The 19,134-nt window shown below is 34.6% G+C and carries 15 protein-coding genes and 2 other annotated features; of the genes, 2 read left to right on the top strand and 13 right to left on the bottom strand.

The genetic code is table 11. The features are described from left to right. Positions 1 to 181: 181 nt before the first annotated feature. Together ORL93_RS16575 and ORL93_RS16570 are read right to left on the bottom strand one after the other, a co-directional pair. A complete protein-coding gene (locus ORL93_RS16575) occupies positions 182 to 349 on the bottom strand; it encodes a DUF3933 family protein (protein WP_003197025.1) in 168 nt (55 codons plus the stop codon). Between the two features lie 66 nt (positions 350 to 415). After that, positions 416 to 1,867: an aminotransferase-like domain-containing protein gene (locus ORL93_RS16570; RefSeq protein ID WP_018765441.1), complete on the bottom strand. Its 1,452-nt coding sequence runs from the start codon at positions 1,865 to 1,867 to the stop codon at positions 416 to 418. A 121-nt stretch (positions 1,868 to 1,988) separates the two neighbouring features. Between ORL93_RS16570 and ORL93_RS16565 the strand changes: the two genes are divergently transcribed. After that, the gene (locus ORL93_RS16565) at positions 1,989 to 2,600 is read left to right on the top strand and encodes a LysE/ArgO family amino acid transporter (RefSeq protein WP_265959267.1); all 612 of its coding nucleotides are present in this window, start codon (positions 1,989 to 1,991) and stop codon (positions 2,598 to 2,600) included. 451 nt (positions 2,601 to 3,051) lie between these two features. On the opposite strand, the gene bcbE is transcribed toward ORL93_RS16565, so the two are convergent. Beyond that, complete coding sequence (bcbE, locus tag ORL93_RS16560) at positions 3,052 to 4,281, bottom strand: bacillibactin exporter BcbE (protein ID WP_265959266.1); 1,230 nt, start codon at positions 4,279 to 4,281, stop codon at positions 3,052 to 3,054. Positions 4,282 to 4,549: 268 nt separating this feature from the next. Further along, on the bottom strand, positions 4,550 to 4,756 hold the full coding sequence (locus ORL93_RS16555; RefSeq protein WP_003197017.1) for an alpha/beta-type small acid-soluble spore protein: 207 nt from the start codon (positions 4,754 to 4,756) through the stop codon (positions 4,550 to 4,552). A 315-nt stretch (positions 4,757 to 5,071) separates the two neighbouring features. Here ORL93_RS16555 and ORL93_RS16550 point away from each other — a divergent pair, with 315 nt between their 5' ends. Further along, positions 5,072 to 6,742 carry an IS200/IS605 family accessory protein TnpB-related protein gene (locus ORL93_RS16550; RefSeq protein WP_097794645.1) on the top strand — a complete coding sequence of 557 codons (1,671 nt, stop codon included), beginning with the start codon at positions 5,072 to 5,074 and terminating at the stop codon, positions 6,740 to 6,742. Positions 6,743 to 7,033: 291 nt separating this feature from the next. On the opposite strand, the gene ORL93_RS16545 is transcribed toward ORL93_RS16550, so the two are convergent. The 9 genes from ORL93_RS16545 to ORL93_RS16505 form a co-directional block, all read right to left on the bottom strand. Continuing rightward, a complete protein-coding gene (locus ORL93_RS16545) occupies positions 7,034 to 7,567 on the bottom strand; it encodes a GNAT family N-acetyltransferase (RefSeq protein ID WP_006094575.1) in 534 nt (177 codons plus the stop codon). Between the two features lie 472 nt (positions 7,568 to 8,039). Further along, a complete protein-coding gene (locus ORL93_RS16540; protein WP_003197014.1) occupies positions 8,040 to 8,717 on the bottom strand; it encodes an MgtC/SapB family protein in 678 nt (225 codons plus the stop codon). Positions 8,718 to 9,167: 450 nt separating this feature from the next. Continuing rightward, positions 9,168 to 9,824 carry a YkyA family protein gene (locus ORL93_RS16535; protein ID WP_265959265.1) on the bottom strand — a complete coding sequence of 219 codons (657 nt, stop codon included), beginning with the start codon at positions 9,822 to 9,824 and terminating at the stop codon, positions 9,168 to 9,170. A gap of 17 nt (positions 9,825 to 9,841) precedes the next feature. Further along, on the bottom strand, positions 9,842 to 10,663 hold the full coding sequence (locus tag ORL93_RS16530; RefSeq protein ID WP_018781344.1) for a peptidoglycan-N-acetylglucosamine deacetylase: 822 nt from the start codon (positions 10,661 to 10,663) through the stop codon (positions 9,842 to 9,844). Positions 10,664 to 10,940: 277 nt separating this feature from the next. After that, entirely contained in the window at positions 10,941 to 11,939 is a 999-nt protein-coding gene (locus ORL93_RS16525) for an LCP family protein (RefSeq protein WP_003197007.1), read from the bottom strand. A gap of 273 nt (positions 11,940 to 12,212) precedes the next feature. After that, the gene (locus tag ORL93_RS16520; protein WP_097794643.1) at positions 12,213 to 14,522 is read right to left on the bottom strand and encodes a glycoside hydrolase; all 2,310 of its coding nucleotides are present in this window, start codon (positions 14,520 to 14,522) and stop codon (positions 12,213 to 12,215) included. Between the two features lie 183 nt (positions 14,523 to 14,705). Then, positions 14,706 to 15,620: a homoserine kinase gene (gene thrB, locus ORL93_RS16515; RefSeq protein WP_097794642.1), complete on the bottom strand. Its 915-nt coding sequence runs from the start codon at positions 15,618 to 15,620 to the stop codon at positions 14,706 to 14,708. Beyond that, positions 15,617 to 16,675, bottom strand: a complete 1,059-nt coding sequence (thrC, locus tag ORL93_RS16510) for a threonine synthase (protein ID WP_016114538.1) — start codon at positions 16,673 to 16,675, stop codon at positions 15,617 to 15,619. The genes thrB and thrC overlap by 4 nt, the downstream gene beginning before the upstream one ends. After that, a complete protein-coding gene (locus tag ORL93_RS16505; RefSeq protein ID WP_098160654.1) occupies positions 16,668 to 17,963 on the bottom strand; it encodes a homoserine dehydrogenase in 1,296 nt (431 codons plus the stop codon). The genes thrC and ORL93_RS16505 overlap by 8 nt, the downstream gene beginning before the upstream one ends. Before the next feature lie 156 nt (positions 17,964 to 18,119). Then, positions 18,120 to 18,353 (bottom strand) — a binding site (T-box leader). Positions 18,354 to 18,468: 115 nt separating this feature from the next. Further along, positions 18,469 to 18,702 (bottom strand) — a binding site (T-box leader). Positions 18,703 to 19,134 lie beyond the last annotated feature (432 nt).

The following is a 19,134-nucleotide window of genomic DNA, read 5'->3' as shown; positions in this document are numbered from 1 at the left end:
ATACTTATAAGCTCATACAGCATTCTTATTACTGTTTCCAAATAAAATATTATAATATACAGAAATAAGTATAGTATTATCTTAGAAACAAAGAAATGATATTTGAAGTTAATTTTATACAAATATGAAAAAAGAGCGAATCTTAGATTCACTCTTTTTCTCTATTTTAGTAGCTTAACAATTAGGGATACTGTAATCCCTCCGCTTCTTCAGCAGTAACAACAACGTAGCGGCTTCCCGTCCTTAACCCTAATAATTCTGCTTTTTCAATCGCTTCTTGTTTTGTTTCTGCATAGGCAGCTAAATACTTTGTTCCATCGATAACCTGACAAATGACATATTGTTTCATATTTCTTCTCCTTTTTCAATTACTGGTATTTATGATATCATTTTTCACTTCTAAAAATTGTGATTATTATACTGAGAGATTCTTTATCAATCTCGCAACCATTTCAATCCCTTTCTCTATATCATGCATTGAGGCATATGAATAAGAAAGACGTAAATATTGGCTTGCATTTCTATCATACACATTTCCAGGATTGAGTAGAATTTTTTCTTGTAATGCTTTTTCAAACAACTCCCGCATCGAAATGTTTTGTTCAATATGTAGCCAAATATAAAATCCACCGCTTGGTATTTGCCAAGTTGCTATATCTCTGCAGTATTTCTCTAGCATTGCAAGCATAAAGTCTCTCCGTTTTTTCAACTCAATTCGTATTTGCTGTATATGTTTCTCATATAACTCACTTGCAAACCATTCTGCAGCAACTCGTTGTGATAACGAACTCGAGCCGTAATCCATTTGCATTTTTATATCTGCCAATCTTTTAATGACTGGTTCTGGTCCAACAACCCAGCCGATTCTTAAACCCGGACTAATGACTTTTGACATACTTCCAATATGTAATACGATCCCATTTGTATCATATGCCTTCAATGGTTTTGGTGGAGACGAATCAAGCCATAAATCTTGATACACGGCATCTTCAATTATAGGTAATCCAATTTCATTACATACTTTCATAACGTCTTGCCTTCTTTGTTCATTCATGACAAGACTTGTTGGATTATGAAAAGACGGAATAGTATATAAAATTGAACCATTGAATCGTCTTTTATATTTTGAAATAAGTGATGGCTGAACCCCATTTTCATCCATCGGAATACCAAACAAACGCATTCCTGCAGATTGAAAAACATTGAGGGAGTATAAATAAGATGGTTTTTCAAGTAAAATGGATGAGCCTTTGCATAGAAGTCCCATCGAAATAAGTTGCAGTGCTTGAATTGCTCCCGAAACAATTAATATAGATGCCGGCGATGCAAAAATATCATATTTTTGTAAATACGTGGCTATTTGTTCTCTCAACTTGAAGTCTCCTCTTGGTTCCTCATATCCTAAAGGAATTTTCCCACGAGAAAGTTCTTTCATGATTTGCTTCGTTTTCTTTTCAGGTAAAAGTTCTGGTGAAAGTTCACCAGTACCCAATCGAATGATATGTGGATAAAATTCGGCTTCATTAATCTCTTGAATGGTGGGAAGATTCGGATAATAAATACCTGTTTCTACATAAGAATTCCAGTTAGGAGGAGGCACCAAAGTTGATACACTCCATGTATCGTTTCTCACAATTGTTCCTCTTCTACCCTTTCCCTCAATCAATCCTTGCGCTGCTAATTCATCTAAAGCCATTATAATTGTACTTCGATTCACTTCAAATGCTTGTGAAAAAGCTCGCTGTGACGGTAATTTTGTACCAATCGTCCATTCTCCATTTATAATCTTCTCTTTTATATATTCCTCAATTTGTTTATATAAGGGAATCGGAGAGAATCCATTTGGCTTCCAGTCAAATCGCTCCATTTTATCACCTCACTTCTTTTTGGTTGGTTTATTATCCAACCATATGGATGGATACAATTTCGATTTTCTTCTATACAATATACACTATCATATTTCAGTAATTTATATGGGAGGAAATAAAATGATTGAAGCAATTCTTCACGGAATGGTTCTTGCGTTTGGACTCATTATTCCATTAGGTGTACAAAACGTCTTTGTCTTTAACCAAGGTGCTAGTCAGCCAAATATTTTACGGGCTACACCAGTTGTTCTAACCGCATCAATCTGCGATACAATTTTAATTTTGATTGCAGTACAAGGTGTATCACTTATGCTTCTGACCTTTTCATGGCTAACAACAATACTTTATGTAATTGGATTTTTCTTTCTGATTTATATGGGATGGATGATTTGGAAAAGTGATTCTACAAAAGAGACGATTGAAGCAAAAACGATGACTATCAAAAAGCAAATTATCTTTGCCGCTTCTGTTTCCTTATTGAATCCTCATGCAATTTTAGATACAATTGGCGTCATTGGCACAAACTCTATTCAATATGTAGGCAACGAAAAATGGGCCTTTACTTTTACAACAATTATAGTTTCTTGGCTTTGGTTTATTGGCTTAGCATTTGCAGGGCACGTGCTGGGAAAATTAAATTCATCAGGAAACTCAATTGCAATTCTAAATAAAATTTCAGGGGTTATTATTTTGGGAGTTGCTCTTTACATGTTAAAACAATTCATTTTTTAGAAAAGAAAGTATAACGGTTCAGTATATTTATCCCGCATTAACGGGCAGTAAGACCCCCACCTCAAAATTTGGCAAAAGCAACGGAGTTAGGAGGAGGATGAACTGCCCGTAAAAGCCCGATTAGTTCAACTAATAATCAGTGGGGGATGAAGAACCCCCCCACTGATTAAAGTTTCACTTTATAGATAATTGTTAAACAATAATTAAAGTTGTATTTCTTGTATAATGTTCATAAAAGGCGCAGTTACTTATATGGAATTCCGATATCCGGTAAGCCATTAACAGCGTGCCTAAATAAACTTGTTGAAAATTTTGATTAACTGGCAATACCTGATTATGATCGCTATGTTGATCATACGAAAGAGAATTAACAGGTTGAAATGATATATTAAAAAATCCATTTGCAATCATTTGCAGATGGACTTTTTGATAGACCTTATAAAATTTTGAATTAAGATGTAGGTTCCGGAACTGAATTTAAAGGTTTATTATTCTTTTTAGGCTTAATCCACACTATTGTAATAATTGCTCCAGCAACTGCAAATATGCAGGTTAAATAAAATACTTCATGATCTGTCCCCTTCATAAAGTAAGCATACAGAGGTGGTCCCGCTGCTACACCAGTAAAACGCATTGAACTATAAAAAGAGGTAACAGTTCCTCTTTGTTCTTTTTCAATCCCTTGTGTAATAAGAGCATCTAAACACGGTAAAGCAATCCCGATTCCCATTCCCATAACAACAAGACAAAGAATTAACAAGTAAATGCCTTTTAAAAATAATGGAAGTATAACAGACGCGGCTGCTAATATAAATCCGATATATATACATTTTTTCATAACATCTTGGTCATCACCAATTTTCTTTCCTGCCATGTATGAACTTATTGATAATACAAGCAACGGAATCGCAAGTATACAGCCTTTCCAAACTCCATGAATGTTATATTTCTCTTCCAATATCGTAGACAAATAAAAAAGAATTCCAAATAATATGAGCATAATGATAGCACCTAATGCAAAAATTGCGACTAACCATCTTCCCTTTTCTTGGAAAGTTGAACCGATTGATTGAATGAATTCTTTGAAAGGTGGGGCTTGATTTTCTTGTTTCTTTGCTTTTACTAACAGTAATAATAAGATGATAGCAACAGCACATAAAACCGGAATGGCCCAAAATGGTAAAAACCATACTACTGCTGCGAGAGCAGAACCTAATATTGGACTTAGAACTTTCCCAAATGTATTTGACGTTTCAATAATCCCTAATCCCGTACTTACTTGTTTTTCATCTTTATATAAATCGCCAACACATGGGATTACAACTGGCATCGCTCCAGCAGCACCTATCCCTTGAATCGCTCTTCCAATTAGAATCCAAACATATGGATTTTCCACTTTCCATGATACCCAACCCGTTATTGCACCACCGATAGCTGCAATTAACAAACTTGGAACCATTACCATTTTACGTCCCCAGCGATCCGATAAATACCCAGCAATCGGAATCAATACAATAGCAACGATAGAATATATTGTAATAATCATGGATACTTGAAAAGAAGAGATATGGAGTTTTTTTTCAAGTGTCGGAAGGATTGGAATTAGCATGGAATTTCCTAATGTCATAACAAGTGGAATAGATGCAAGTGCAATTAAACAACAGTTTTCTTTTTTTAGCATGTTGATTTCGAGACCCTTCCTCACGTATTTCTTTCCATATAGTAACCCTGATGAAATTCATTTTTAAATTTCATCAGGGCTATCACATTTTGTCTGCTTTTCAACTTATATAACAAAAGAAATTGGAGTATATCATAGCATTACTTCTATTTTTCCAATCCTTACAACAGTATATTCGTGCTATTAAATGGAAAACTCACTTTTGTTTTAGTAAAAACTATACAAAAAAGAAAGGAAGAATTCTTCCTTTCTTTCATACTGCTTTAAATTAACGAGTATACCCGCCACCAAGCTGTTGTTCTGCCATAGCTACAAGGCGTTTTGTGATTTCACCACCTACAGAACCATTCGCACGTGAAGAAGTATCGGCTCCAAGTTGTACACCAAATTCCTGTGCAATTTCATACTTCATTTGATCAAGAGCTGCTTGTGCTCCGTTTGATACTAACTGATTTGAATTACGATTTCTAGCCATTACCGTTCACCTCCTTTATATATTAAAATGTTTAAAAATTACACGTTTTATACTTGGTATTTATTGGTAAAAATAAACATTTTTTAATTTTGGAATAAACGTCCTAGTATGAATACACCTTCCCATGGGCTAAATACATTCGTAAACTCAAAACTTCATATTTTATTATGTTAACCGAGAAGACCCCCTCCTCTAGACGAAGTGAAGGTGGGGGTCTTCTCGGTTTTTTCTTTTTAAAGAAAACGTCTCTTTTTTCAGAACGTATGTTTGTTTTGGTGTATAATGATCTTATCAAATAAAATGAGGTGAAAACAGGTGAAGAAAGCGTATTTTTCGAAACGGATCTATAAGACAGATTTACCCCATGAGATGGTAGATGTAGTCACACAGACAATCGAAACATGTAATCGGGCGAAACGATTTGCATTTCAAACGATTGTTCGGGAAAAACGTTGGAACCGTAAGATATATACAGACAGTCTTCATCTCGTTCTCAAGCGGAAATATCAATTGAATGATTACTATGCAAACAGTGCGGCGCAAGAAGCGAAGGCGTTGTTTACAGGTTTAATGGAATTACAAAAACGATATGAGAAACAAACACAAGAGAAAATTAAGAAACTTAAGAAAAAGTTGAAACAAGAACGGACAAAACTGACAAACCTTCGTAAAATCAAACAAAGTTGTGTAAAAGGAAAGCTGACGTTTCCAAAAAACACTCGCTTCGCAAAGCACAACAACCTCATTTCCTTATCCCGTAAAAAAGACACATTGATTTGGCTGAATGAATATCTGTTTGAGCACCAATACTTAGATGTTCAAATCAAAAGGATTCAGGCGAAAATCGGCCTTTTAACCCACAGCCAATACCGTTTAACTCAGAAACTTCCATCATATAAAACGCATATTCCAAGCGCAGTATTTGGAAGCAAAAAACTGTTTCGATCTCAATTTACCACCCACGAGTTTGTACGTAACCATGACAAATGGAAAGCATTATTTTCCCGTGCTCGAAATAAACAACTCATTCTATCTGGTCGTAAAGATGCGAAACACGGAAATTTTGTGTTTCAGTATGTGATCGAGAATCAAGAATTATGGATGACAACAAGTACAGGAAAACCGGTTATGTTTCCAGTGGTTATGTTCCCGTATGGACAAAAAATCATTGAGGAAGTGATCATAACTCAATTACAGTGTGAAAATAAGAAAAAACACGGTAAACCGATTACGTGGTCTGTGGAAGACTATGGGGAATATTACATTGTAAAATGTTTAGTCGATGTACCGGAAAATCCTCACATAAATTATAGTAAATCAGATGGTGTCATTGGTGTGGATTGTAATCTTGAGCATTTTGCGTGGGCGAATGTAACGAAGGATGGGAATTACAAAGGAAGTGGTTCCCTTGGTTTTTCTATCATGGGTAAATCCACAGGACAAATCACAAAGAACATCGAAGTGGAAGCGATTCGCCTAGTGGACTTAGCGGAGCGGTATAACAAGCCGATTGTCATCGAGAAGTTAGATACAACCCAATCGAAAACAGGGAATCGATATGGAAATAAACATGCGAATCGAATGAGGAGTATGTTTGGTTATGAGAAGATGACAAGTGCAATTCTGAATCGTGCAGATAAAAGGGGTGTGGCTGTCTTTCAAGTGAATCCCGCTTACACTTTAATCTCCGGAAAGATGAAATACATGCGGAAATTCGGCATCTCTATTCATCAATCCGCGGCTTTTACGATTGGGCGCCGAGGGTTAGGGTATAAAGAAAAAGTACCTGGGGTGCTTCAGCCTTATATTCCAAAGAAAGACGCACATCACTGGAGCCATTGGCATCAATTAAACAATCGATTGGATATTCGCACGCATCATTTCTATCAGCTATACGATGTAGATCAACCGAAAGAAGTCTTACAAATCGAACGGTTACACTTGTTTGAAAATGAAAAGAAAAAACTAGCAAAACTATTTGCATGATAAAAAAGAGCACTTTGTCCCAGATTTTCACGCTTATTACCAGAGCAGATAACAAGTCTAGGAACTGGATGCATGACAAAGTGTTCTATCCTCGATATAAGAACAAAGTAGCTGTACCTATTTTGTTTACCTTTCGTCGGAAGATAGAATGGGTCGTCTTACATTACATACAGACACTACCGAACTCTATATTGTTGTATCCTCTTTGTTGAACGAGAGGAACTGTTTTTGTGAGGACAGAGACAGGAGAATCCCCCACCTCAAGCTCTTATAGAGGTAGGTGGGGGTAGTTCAATATGTTAAGCTCTTATACAGACTTTTAATATTTCTCCAACAATATGCCGTTTCTTCTACAGCTAACCTTTCCAAAAATTTTGTATCAATAAGTTCTGGTCTGAATTTTTCATAAAAAAGCTTAGAAGGATTACTAGAAACAACCCATACTAATACAGAAGACATATCATTTTTTATAAATTCTGACACAAGTTCTTGAAATAATCTCTTTCCTAATTTATTTCCTTGATATTCTTTCAATAAGTAAATCGCATACAGTTCTCCGTCACAATTATACTTTCCTGTTCTTTCATGACCACCATCAATAAATCCTATAATTTTCTGATCAAACGTTTCTGCCACATACCTATATTCATTTCCTACCGCTTGTTTAAAGATATTTTCCCATTGCTTTTCCCGACTTTCATACGTTGCATTGTCTATGATTTCATCATATATTATTCCTTTATATGTTATCTTCCAACTATCAACATGCACTTTTGCGATCCCTTTTATATCTTTTTCTGTTGCCTTTCTAATTGTTATATCCATTTCGTCTCCCCCTCTTGTCCCTCATTATACCAAAGGGTAACATAGCATCTATATCAATTAAGCAAATCATTTAATATTTCCCATTCTTCCCTATATAATTAATTTCCTATGGCAATTCATATCAAAAACATTTTAAAGTTGGAATAGTTGGAACAAATACAATCGCAACTAGATCTATTGAAGATTCACGTATATTACAAGACTTTTCTCTTACAGCGGTTTATTCAAGGTTAGAGCAAAAATTATGAAGGAGGCTAGACAACAAATCGGTCTTGTTTTCCCTACTGATAAAGTGGAATTTTAATCATGGGAGGTTCTTCATCATTCGCTTAACTTCTTTATTTTTTCTAAAACTGAAGGATGGTTATTACTACTCATAATAGTGTAAAAAAACAATACTTTTCAAATAAAAAAGGGTGAATTTCATCACCCTTTTTTGATTTAACCTTGTTTCACTCATTAAACTTTATAATTATCTACTTTCAACCTCAACCGAAACAATATGATCAATTTCCTTTAAGGAACTGTATAATTCGGTTGTATATAAATCTTCAGGTGCTAATATAACCATTTCTAATTGCTGAGATTCACTATCAATATCTTTAATTTTCACGCGTTTCACTTGCATGTTTAAGTTTTTAATTTGTTTAAAAATGCCATCTAATTCTCGGTGCTCTTTTACGATAATTTTAATCGCTAAATCCCTTTGTCTTAAAGAATAAGGACCTGCTATTTTAACAAGGTGTGGCAATACATTTATGGCTAATATAATAAGAATCATTGCAACGATTGCTTGTATATAAAAACCTGCCCCAATTGCAATCCCTAAAGCAGATGCTGCCCAAACCATTGATGCTGTTGTTAATCCTGAAATCACATCATTATTTCTTCTTAAAATTACACCTGCTCCAAGGAAACCAACACCACTTACAATTTGTGCTGCTAAACGCATTGGGTCCATGTTTGTATGTCCTGGTGAAGAGTAAACATTCACAGATTCAATCGAAACCATCGTAATTAAACAACTTGCTACAGAAATGACCATACTTGTTTTCACACCGAGTGGTTTATTCTTTAGTTGCCTGTCAATGCCTATAAATAAACCTAAAAAGAGTGCCAAACCTAATTTGAGTAAAAATTCATATGTCATTTTTCATTCTCCTTACTTATATGATGTTCATCATTTCTTTTCTTAAACATCTTTTTTCTCCTTAAACATTAAACTATAACTCTTTTAGAATTTCATTTCCAGTCTTTTCTGTCCTACAAGTTAAAAAAGCCGAAAAACATTATAATTTAAATGTCTTTCAGCTTTTTTTGTCTATATTATTTGATTAAGGTATTTCATTACCTTTTCGCATTTGAGCCTTACACCTTAAATTTATGTATTACCTAACATCATACTATATAAATCCACTTTGATTTTTCGACATATAAATCGCTGCTACGAAGAAAAAAGATGACTTGCACTCGTTTTCTCTCTCTGTTTTCACTTGGCATAGGGCAAGAAGATGATCTGACCGCTTCTATGCATGGCCGGATGCTCTCTCCCCTAAAAAGAAAGGATTTATGTCGGTTTTTTAATTTGGATTTATATACTTTATTTTTGTTCCTTAACCTTGATTTTCGCTTCCTTATAGAATGCTAGTTTTCCTTCATTATACTCTTTTGTATATCCATTAAACTTCTCTTTTTCTTTTTGCATTTCTTCCGTTAATTGATTTACAGCTTTCACTTTCTCACCGATTTCTTTTAACTTTGTTTCTTTTACTTTTAACTTCCCATAAAGTTCTTTTTCAATCGCCATTGATTTCACATAGCTTTCGTTCATTTTTTGAAAAGCATCATAACGATTCTTATAAGATTCTTCTACTTTTTTCGCTTGTTTTTGTATTTTTTTATCTTCAATTTTCTCTACATTACTTTGAACTGAGTTCATCTCTTTCTGTGCTTTCTCTAATGCATCTTTTTCATTTTTTAATATTTTTTCACGCTCGCCCACATTTAAAACTGCTTGGTCTAATTTTTGGGCAACAGCTTCATTATGCTCTTTTCCTTCTTTTATAATTTGAGCATATAATTCCTGGCCTTGTTTTTCCAGCGTCTCTAATTTTTTCGCATCTTCAAACAATGACTTTTCTTGTTTAGCTGCGTTTTCAAATGCAACAAATAGATTTTCTTCTGGCTTTTCGCCAAAACAACCTGATAATAATCCTACTGATAATGCTCCAACTAGTGCTAATTTTCTATAACCCAACTTCTTTTCCTCCTATGTTACATACGTTTGTCATGCCAAAAATTCAACGGGAAGTGATCACCTTCATGATACGCTTCAAATTCATAACCTTTTTCTTTTAATCCTTTTATAATTGCCGGTACTGCTGCAACAGATTGCGGATGAATATCATGCATTAAGATAACTTCTTTAGGATTCGTTGCACCTGTAATTACATTTTCAACAATTTTTGCTGAAGCAGCATCAACAGGCATTTTATTATATTTCCAATCTAAAGAGTCAATCGTCCAATCCCAAACTTTTAAGCCATCTTCTACTACTTTATTACGAAGCGCTTCATTTAAACCAGGCATAGAACCGTACGGAGGACGTGTTAATTTCGGAAATTCTCCAATAATATTTGCTATTAAGCCTTGATCTTCTTTCATTTCATTCACATACTCGCCATTTGTATACAATTTTTTAAAATCATGTGTCATACTATGCATACCCACATAATGACCTTCTGCTTTCTCACGCTTTACTAAATCTGCAAATTGTTTTACATTTGCACCGATTAAGAAAAATGTTGCTTTCGCATCATTTTGTTTTAATATATTAAGTAGTTCAGCCGTATATTTTCCTGGCCCATCATCAAATGTAAGGTAGGCAACTTTTCTAACTTGACCATTAAATTGACTTGGTGCTGTTTTATTCATCTCCACTTTTGACTGCTCACTTGCAAGCTGTATAGAATTCGCTTGATTTGCTACTGCCCTAGCTGGTGATGTGACTGATTGAAACATAAAATACCCCACTGCGATCGCAACAACAGCCACTATTGTGACTACAATGCTTTTTACATTAAATACATTTCCCATTCTATTAAATTCCTTTCTATTAATCTTATATAATTCTTCCATTCATATTAGTATATCTATTCAATTTCTTTTCAATCTTCTAAAATGAACATTAACAAACTGTATACAAAGGAAGTTTTACCCTAATTCGTGTACTTCGTAATTCCTCGCTAACTATATATATGCATTTTATTATATATGTAAACATTTTTAAATAACTCCAATAATATTTTGATTTATTTAATACCCATATATATTATAAATCAAAAAAGGTTGGCCAGGCGCCAACCTTTTACAATTAGTTTCGTGCTGCTTTTGGCGTAACACCTAGATGTTCATTTAACTTTTTAGAAATGTCTTGCACATTTTTTTCATTTGGAATGTAGTAATAAATACCACCGATACGTTTATCCGTACCTTCTATTTGCATTTTCTCCATCTGTAAATCAGTTCCGGCCATATTTCTTGTAATGGAAAGCATATCATCAAATGTTAAGTTTGTTTTCATTTTGCTATCAACTGCATCTAAAAGGGGACCTAATTTACTAATCGATTGAACAGACATTGCTTTTTTCGCAATTGCTTCAATAACGAGCTGTTGTCTTTGACCACGCATTGCATCACTATCAATTTTACGAGTTCGTGCTAACGCAAGAGCTTGCTCTCCGTTTAAATGTTGGTAACCTTTTTCTAAATGAATCATACCTGCTTGATCTTTACTATCTTGTTCTGTAAATGCAACTGGTACATCCACATCAATACCACCAAGTGAATCTACAATTTTCACAAAGGAATCAAAGTTAAATTTCACATAATAGTCAACTGGAACATTTAAAAATCTCTCTACTGTATCCCGTGTACTTTCAACTCCACCAAATACATGGGCATGCGTAATTTTATCCAATTTCTTTTTTGATGGAATATACACGCGAGAATCACGTGGAATACTTACTAATTTTACTGATTTATCATCTTTATTAATTGTTGCCAATAATAGCGCATCCGTACGAACAGCTTCTCCATATTGTCCTTTTCGAATATCACTTCCATCAACACCCATAATTAAAACAGAAATATTATCTTTTAACGGTTCAACCTCTTTATCGCGTTTAGTTGATTTCTCAATTTTTGCATACGCATCACTTACAACCGCATTTGCTTTATTATATAAAAACGAACCATATCCTACTCCACCAAAAATGAGTAGTAAAAATGGAATCAAAATGAACCACTTCACAGATTTTCTTTTAGAACGTTTCTTTTTACTTCTTGTGTTTTGTTCTAATTCAGAGCTCATGTCTATTCTCCTCTCCTTCTCTTTTCCTAGTATACTCCATGTCTATCAATCTTCATATTGAATTTCATTTCATTCACCTTACATTTTTGTAAGGTTTCGTTATAAAGAAGTAAAATCAATATGTATTTCATTTCACATTATACTCTCGTGTTGGATTTTAACAAGACATCAAATGATAATTTCAAAAAATTTACAATTATTTTGTATACTAGTAAAAAATCCCCACCAGTTTAGCACTTTCGTTACCATACCAGTGGGAACCTGCTACATTTATCACTGTTTATTTATTTCAGGTTTGTAAATCATTTTCTTACCTTCGTCAAAAATAATAGCCGATTTTGCAGGTATTTTTGTATTTTCTGTTTTTACATCTTGATCAGAGAAGTTTACAATTACTTTTATGTCCTTTCCATAGGAAGCTGTTTGCACAAGTTTGTCTTTTGAAAGATATGCAAAATTCGTCATCTCTTCTTTTACTGCTTTTTTATGAAATGCTTCCCATGTTTTTAAATGATGTGTAATTTCATTTTTACGCTTCTTCCATTCAACTTCATCTAAGTGATATAAAGGAGGAACGTTATACAATAGTTCATATAACATACGATTTCCGACTTCATCTTTTACCTTCAAGCTACCCCATTCCCAATGATGCGTTGTAATGACAGAGTCATTGTACACTAATTTATATAAAGGTATTGAATACACTGGGTTTAAGTACACTTGTTTATATTCTTCCTTCACTGGTACTTGTTTTACATACTTTTCTGGAACATTTTGATTTGGCGACCAGTAACCCCCAACATAATATGGACTTGTCTTATTCTTTCTCATATCTTCATCGGCCCATTTAATAACGGGTGTTTCAATACCATGTGCAAAAGCAATCACTTGACTTGCAAAATCATTTCCACCCTCAGAGCCAACAACCATACCTTTTTCTTTCGCTATATAATCCATTCGTGCTAAACGTGCTTTTAAATCTTGTTCTTGTGTTGTAATATGTTTTGGAGAATAATCATCATAAATTTCCCCTGTGGCGTCACAATCAATAAACCATGAATTAAATGGGGTACCATTATTTAATATGCCACTAACTCGTTCTTTCACACTAGGCAAAGATAATGTCGGATTTAATTTACGACCTTTTCCTAGAAATCCTTGTATTTTCTCACCATTTTTTTTGGCAACCGTTGCATCTTCAAATAGTGAAGGATCTTTAAAGGAAGCTGTATTCCAATTTTTATCTCCTTTTTCATGAATGGAATGATAAGAATCATATGGACCAACTAAATATCCTATTTTCTCAGCTAGCTTCACAAATTCTGGTTGAATGAATCCTTGTTCCCAGTTCGGCAGTCCAATCCATGCATGTTCAATACCAGCTTCATCCATCTCTTTTAATACATTCGTTCCATCTGCACTACCCCATTTGTCAACATCCTCAACTGCATCACCAAGTGTTGATTTTAACAAATGTTTATTTAAATTATACAATTCCGTTTCAGTTAAGTGATCTACGCCTTTTTTCAATAATTGTTTTGCCTCATCATCAACTTTCGGAAACATATCTTCTTTATAAAACTCCTTCATTCCCAATACTTCATTTATATAACGTAAAACAATATTTTTCTGATACTTATCAATAAAATCTTGCTTATTAATTTGATCAAATACATTTAATTCGCCAGGCTCTTTACTATATTTTTGAATCAGTTCTTTCATCCACCCAAATATAGGACTATTGATTTGTTGTCTTAGTTTTGGCCAATCTACATTACTTTGCGATAAAGCATTTTGATTCCAAAAATAAAAGTGAGCTGCTCCGTATAACTTTTCAACTTCTTTATTTTGTTTTGCTTTCTCTTGTAATGTTTTAAATTCACCTTTCTCTACAATATTGTTCTTATACAATTTTGCAATATTTACCGCATCATTATCAGTCACATACAGTTGAAAACCGTACGATTTATTTTTGTTAATACTCGGAAATTCATGAGTAAAATCAAATCCAATTTTCGGATCAGAATGAAATTCAACTTCATTATTAAACATATTGTTTGCAACAAATACCATGGAATATTTCGAACCATTTAACGCAAAAAATTTCATTGAAAATGATTCCGCAAATGAATACGTTTCATCCTTTAAGAATTTCTTCCAATTTTCATCATTACTCGGAATATACTTACCTTCCCATAAAGGAAGTGTATAATTTTCAGCTTGTACTTTTGGCCAAGTAAAGCTTTCTGCACCTGTAGATTCAATCGCAATATCTACATGATCTTTTTTCTTTTCTAAATTCACTTTTATTTTCTGATCAGGATATTCCCATGATGTATGTGTATCATCTTTTTTCAACTTTGATACTTTCATTTTTGGTAAAGGCTGTGATGCTTGCTCCTTCACTCCATCATGGTCTATTGTTAAAGCAAACGTTTCTGGATTAACCTCATACGTAAAATCTTTATATGTTACTTTTTTTGCTTTGAATTCCTGTGAAACATTTTTTTGTTTCCAATTGCATCCCGTCAAAGCCGTAATTGTCATTGTTGTAAGAAGACATATTGTCATCATTTTTTTCATCTTCTGCACCTCCACCACTGAATATATAGGTGGTTTGTTACAGGAATATGGCAAAGAGCATAAAAAAGAAGCCTGTCTCAAAATTCTTGTATTACGGTCGTTACTACACCAACCTAAAACAAGAAAAGAGTTCGACTCCTTTATGTCTATTATATAAGAAACTGCTCTTCTTTAATCCCTTATCTATATACTATACTTCTCTTCTGTTCTACCAGCACTTTGTTCCCTTTTCACAACTGTTCCTTCATGATCAATTTCTAGCTCACAAACTTGCATCGCCGGAAATACTTTTGCTAATTGTTCAGCAACTTCCTCGCGTTTTTCATATGGAGTCAATATAAAAAGAGATGGACCAGCCCCACTAAGTGCTGTCCCATATGCTCCAAACTTTTTCGCATACATCCGAACTGCGGGTAAAAATGGAACAAGCTGTGAACGGTATGGTTCATGAAATTGATCTCTTTCCATCATTTCACCAACAATTTCCCACTTCTTTTGGCATAACGCTGCTACTAAAACATTGCTGACTGCACTTGCACGAACAGCATCATGAAACTGAAATATTTCTGGCAATACAGAACGACTTTTATTTGTATTTAATTCTTCATCAGGAATAAGAGAGATTACACCTAATTCTTTACTCTCTATTCTAACAACAGATACATGATTCCCATCCATCGCGCCAATAACAGTACCTCCTAAAATAGAAGCAGCTACATTATCAGGGTGTCCCTCAAAACTTGTAGCAAGATGAACTTTCTCATCTGTTGTTAAATGTAATTCTCCAAGTTCATTGGCAAGTTCTATTCCTGCTACAATCGCTGATGCGCTGCTCCCCAATCCTCGCGTAAGTGGAATATTACTAGTAACTTCTATTATATAGGAAGATAACGAAGGACATACTTTAAGTGCTGTACTTACAATTAAGTTTCTCTCATCATTTTGGATAGAAGAATCGAATGAATGTATAACATGCCAATGAGCTGATTGTTCCTTCACAGCCACTTCCAAATATAATGATAATGCTATTCCAACAGAATCAAAACCCGGACCTACATTTGCCGTACTAGCTGGAACACGAACTTTAAATGGAATCACGAAACAATCACTCCTTTAATATGTTCTTTTATTTGTTCCATATCGTTTGAAACACTTGCAATCTCTAAGTGATTAGAGGCAATAGCAATATCAGGATCTTTTAAACCATTTCCTGTTAATACAGCAACAACTGTCTCTCCCTTTTTGATTTTCCCTGCTTGAACATGTTTAATTACACCTGCTAGAGAAGCACTTGACCCTGGTTCTGCAAAAACTCCTTCTGTTTTTGCTAGCAACTGATAGGCACTTAAGATTTCTTCGTCTGATACCATATCAATTTCACCGTTTGATTGCTCTGCTGCTTCTACAGCATAGGACCAGCTTGCTGGATTACCAATACGAATTGCAGTTGCGATTGTTTCTGGTGAATCAATGACATGACCTTTTACAATTGCAGCTGCTCCTTCGGCTTCAAAACCGTGAATTCTAGGTTTCTTGAATCCCTTTTCTTTCTCATATTCACAAAAACCTTTCCAGTATGCCGTAATATTCCCTGCATTTCCAACCGGAATAGCAAGGACATCTGGTGCTTTTTGCAACTGATCACAAATTTCAAACGCAGCTGTTTTTTGTCCTTCAATTCGATATGGATTAACAGAGTTTACTAATGTAATTGGTTCTTCATCTGCAATCTGACGTACAGCTCGAAGTGCGTCATCAAAGTTTCCTTCAATTGAAATAATCTCTGCTCCATACGCAATAGCTTGTGCTAATTTCCCATGAGCAATTTTCCCTTCTGGTATAACGATAATACACTTCAGCCCAAGACGAGCAGCGTATGCCGCTGCCGCTGCTGATGTATTACCTGTTGATGCACAAATAATTGCCTGTGATCCTTCTTCTTTTGCTTTCGCAACTGCCATCACCATCCCTCTATCTTTAAAAGATCCTGTAGGGTTAGCACCTTCATATTTTCCATACAAATGAATCCCTAATTCTTTAGAAATATTCAGAAGTGGAATGAGTGGTGTATTCCCTTCCATCAAGCTTACATCTGGTGTATTGTCATTCACTGGTAAATAAGAAGCATATTGTTTTAATAATCCTTTATACATATTGTTTTTCCTCCTCAATAGCGTAATAACTTTTTATTTCATTTGCTACATTCTCTAGTAATGTTAAAACTTTTTCGAATTGGTACTTTGAAGTTTGATGCGTCACAATCACAATTTCCGCAAGCTCTTGATTTAATGGAAGTTGCACAATTTCTTCTAAGCTAATCGATTCATTAACGAAACATTCTGTAATTTCCTGAAACATCCCTGGTTCATCACGTAATAAAATGCGTAAAAAATATTTCGAGACAACTTCTTCATCCCCTTTTAGTGTATAAGGCACTGACTCTTTTAACACACCTTGACTTTTCACTATTTGATTCATATTTTTAACGATTGAAATAATATCACTTACTACAGCAGATCCTGTTGGCAATTTTCCAGCCCCTGGCCCATAAAACATAACTTCACCAACCGCATGACCGTGTACATATACAGCGTTAAATTCGTTATTCACACTGGATAATGGATGCTGACTCGGTAATAAAGTAGGTGCTACGCTTAAATTAACAGCTGAACCTTGCTTCTCCGCTTTCCCGACTAGCTTCATAGTAAAACCTAGCTTCCCAGCCATTTCTAAATCTTCTTTTTCTACATTTCGAATACCTCGAACATGTACATCATCTAAAGAAACATTCATCGAAAATCCTAAGTTTGCAAGAATAGCTACCTTTCGTGCAGCATCCAGTCCATCTACATCTGCTGACGGATCTGATTCTGCAAAGCCTAGCTTTTGAGCTTCTTGAAGCGCCTGTTCATACGACCAACCATTTTGACTCATTTTTGTTAGTATATAATTCGTTGTGCCATTTACAATTCCCATAATCTTTTCAATATGATCAGAAGCTAAGCCGTCTACTAGTCCTCTTAAAATTGGAATTCCTCCAGCTACACTTGCTTCATAATACAACTGACAACCATTTGCATTCGCTAATTTTAACAATTCATTACCGTATACAGCCATTAAATCTTTGTTTGCAGTTACGACATGTTTCTTATTACATAACGCCCTTATAATAGCCTGTTTTGCTTCTTGAATTCCACCCATCACCTCTACTACGATATCAATATTGGGATCTTCTAAAATTTCATCTGCATCATTTGTTATCATGATTCCATCAATTGAAACATCTCGTTCTTTTTCCACATCACGTACTGCCACTGCCTTTACCTTTACTTCATATCCTGTATCAAGACTTATTTTCTCCTTGTGATCTTCCAAAATATGAACGACACCGCTCCCTACTGTTCCAAGTCCTAATACTCCAACATGTACTACATTGCTCATTTTTTAATCTCCTCCTATTTTTTAAACTACTTGACCATTATCTTCTTCCTATTTGCGCAGTTAATGGTGATTCTCGTTCGGATCACTCGTTTCACTCCACTGCACCTCCTTTCAATTCAGTAATACATTTTATAAAAAAAACACACTCATCCCTATAAAAGGGACGAATGTGTTTTCGTGGTTCCACCCTTGTTCCAATCCAAATATACATTCGCTTCGGATTGCTCAAGATCAGATAACGGCTGAAACCGTCAATAATTACTAGATTACTCGTTCACTATTGAAGTTCAAAGGTGGTAAGATTATTTCTCGTGTTAGGAAGCTCACAGCCTTTGGCCTCCCTCTCTGCAAACCGTAAAAATTATCTCATGTCCTTATCACTACTTTTCGTTCATATCTATTTGTTAAATTATTATACGTACATATCATACAAAAGCAAGGAATATTTTTTATATTTTTAATTTTCGAATATTAACTTTGTATAAAAAAGCACACCCATCCCTATAAAAGGGACGAATGTGCTTTCGTGGTTCCACCCTTGTTCCAATCCAAATATACATTCACCTCGGATTGCTCAAGATCAGATAACGGCTGAGACCGTCAATAATTACTAGATTACTCGTTCACTATTGAAGTTCAAAGGTGGTAAGAGAATTCCCCGTGTTAGGAAGCTCACAGCCTTTGGCTCCCCTCTCTGTAAACCGTAAAAATTATCTCATGTCCTTATCGTTACTTTTCGTTCATGTCTATTTGTTAAATTATTATAATTACGAAAATTCGAAAAATCAATCCCGTTTTTGAGAAAAAAATTATACCTTTTATTTCCCACAAGATAATTACACTTTTATAACTTATTTCAAGATAATAATTTAAACTACTAAAAAAATGATTAAACCTACATAATTACCTTTTTAAATTTGGAATTCATATAAAGTGAAACTTTAATCAGTGGGGGTTTTCTTCATCCCCCACTGATTATTAGCCCTCACCAATCGGGCTTTTACGGGCAGTTCATCCCCCTTCTAACTTCTTTGCTTTTCCAAATTTTGAGGTGGGGGTCTTACTGCCCGTTAATGCGGGATAAAAATATCAAGTAAAACAATTATGCTTTTGATTTTAAATACTGATTACCAATAGAATGAATGCTCTTTAGATTCCTAAATCATTAATT

Origin of the sequence: Bacillus sp. DHT2 (genome assembly GCF_026241455.1) — a bacterium.
GTDB lineage: Bacteria > Bacillota > Bacilli > Bacillales > Bacillaceae_G > Bacillus_A > Bacillus_A pseudomycoides.
This window is presented reverse-complemented; position numbering and strand designations above follow the sequence as displayed.